At 44.6% G+C, this 1,317-nt stretch carries 2 protein-coding genes; both read left to right on the forward strand.

Features of this window, described 5'->3' with window-relative positions:
* The first annotated feature begins 78 nt into the window (after window positions 1-78).
* Window positions 79-402, forward strand: coding sequence for a transposase (locus DIJ65_RS16135; RefSeq protein ID WP_071152337.1), 324 nt, complete (start codon window positions 79-81; stop codon window positions 400-402).
* A complete protein-coding gene (locus DIJ65_RS16140) occupies window positions 399-1,277 on the forward strand; it encodes an IS3 family transposase (RefSeq protein ID WP_117303802.1) in 879 nt (292 codons plus the stop codon). The genes DIJ65_RS16135 and DIJ65_RS16140 overlap by 4 nt, the downstream gene beginning before the upstream one ends.
* Window positions 1,278-1,317: the final 40 nt, after the last annotated feature.

Raw genomic sequence — 1,317 nt, forward strand, 5'->3', positions numbered from 1 at the left:
GTGGTCGACCCCCTTAGAATGGACACCATAGGTGTTACAATTGTGCAATCAATAGGATTCTAAAGGGGGAGGATTTTCATGAACACTCACAAGAAAAAAATAAAGCGCCAAAATACGTTTGATGAAAAACTCTACGCTGTCTTGGAAGTCCTGGAAAAGAAACGGTCTAACCAAGACGTGGCAGAAGAAATGAATATCCATATTAATTCGCTGTCGAACTGGTTGAGACAATATCGGAACTTCGGAAAAAAGGGTCTCGAGTCTAATTACGATAAGACGGATGTTTCCGAACATAGCGATGAAATCAAACGCTTGAGAGAAATCGAGAAGAAATATAATGAGCAGCAGGATCACATTGAAATCCTAAAAAAGTTCCAGGCCTTTCTCAAGGAGAGCGAATGAGCAAACGGTATGAAGCCGTTTCATTGATGAGAAGGGATTATCCCGTAGAGCTGGTTTGTAAAGCGCTGGGAGTCTCCGCAAGTGGTTACTATGCCCATATAAAACGTCCTGCAAAGACGATGACTGAACGCGATGAGAAAGATGTAAAAGCGATTCAGCAAGTATACGACAAAAGTGGAGGCACGTATGGAGTGAAGCATATTTCCGGTGAACTGAAAGTCTCCGGCCACGTCATCAATCATAAGCGGGTCCGTCGGCTGATGGGTGAAATGAATATAAAATCAAAGATCCGAACCGTCAAATCAACACATGTCCAAAAAGAAAAAAGTGCCGGCTATATTTATCCAAACCTTTTGAACCGCGATTTTAATGCGGAAATCGCCAATCGCAAATGGGTGACGGACCTCTCCGAATTGACGGTAAAAGAGGTGAAGTTCTTCATATCCGCCATCATCGACTTACATAACCGCGAGGTTGTCGGCTTCGCGGTCAGCACTCATCCAAATGCCGATCTGGTCGAAGTGACGGTCTGGCAGGCGATGAAAGCAAGAGGCCTTACGGACTTGAAGCAAGTGGTTCTGCACTCGGATCAAGGAAGTGTCTATTCTTCCTTTCGGCATCATCGGCTAGCAGAAGAGCTCGAGTTCATCCCGAGCATGTCCCGAAAAGCGAACTGTTGGGATAACGCCGTAATTGAGAGTTTCTTCTCTCATTTAAAAACAGAGTTTCCGCATTTATTCCCAATCGATTCAGCTGGTCAGGTAATCGACGACCTGCCGAAATTCATTGCCTATTTTAATGGCGAACGCAGTCAAAAAAGACTGGATTATTTGACGCCGGCCGCTTATTTGAACGTGAAAAAATTAGCCAGCTGACACACAATTAGATGGTGTCTAAAAACGAGGGGCTTGACCA

Source organism: Planococcus salinarum (assembly GCF_007004625.1).
Taxonomy (GTDB): domain Bacteria; phylum Bacillota; class Bacilli; order Bacillales_A; family Planococcaceae; genus Planococcus; species Planococcus salinarum.